Origin of the sequence: Streptomyces doebereineriae, from assembly GCF_031845645.1 — a bacterium.
GTDB classification, from domain to species: Bacteria; Actinomycetota; Actinomycetes; order Streptomycetales; family Streptomycetaceae; genus Streptomyces; species Streptomyces canus.
In genome coordinates this window covers 1-439 of record NZ_JAVREZ010000368.1, presented here as the reverse complement: position 1 = coordinate 439, position 439 = coordinate 1, and the positions used below count along the sequence as shown (strand labels likewise).

Genomic DNA, 439 nt, shown 5'->3' with positions numbered 1-439 from the left:
GAGTACCTCGACTTCGATTCCGGAACGGACTTCGATACTCAGGTGGTGGTGAAGACCAACGTCGCCGAGGTGCTGGCGCGTGAGCTGAGCCGGAGGTCGTGGACGTGCGAAACGGTCGCACTGGGCACCAACACCGATCCGTATCAGCGGGCCGAAGGCCGCTATGCGCTGATGCCGGGAATCATTGCGGCGCTGACGAATTCAGGAACGCCGTTCTCGATTCTCACCAAGGGCACACTGCTTCGCCGTGACCTGCCGCTGATCGCCGAGGCGTCGCGTCACGTCGACGTCAGCATTGCGGTGTCACTGGCGGTCGGCGACCAGGAACTGCACCGCGACGTGGAACCCGGAACCCCGTCACCTGAGGCCCGGCTCGGCTTGATCGCTGCCATTCGCGACGCCGGGCTGCGGTGTCATGTGATGGTCGCACCCGTATTGC

Annotated in this window: 1 protein-coding gene; it reads left to right on the top strand. The window is 64.2% G+C overall.

Going from position 1 to position 439, the window contains the following annotated elements; genetic code table 11:
- Positions 1-439 (top strand): radical SAM protein (locus RNB18_RS52335; protein WP_394817816.1); only part of this gene is annotated, 439 nt, incomplete at both ends.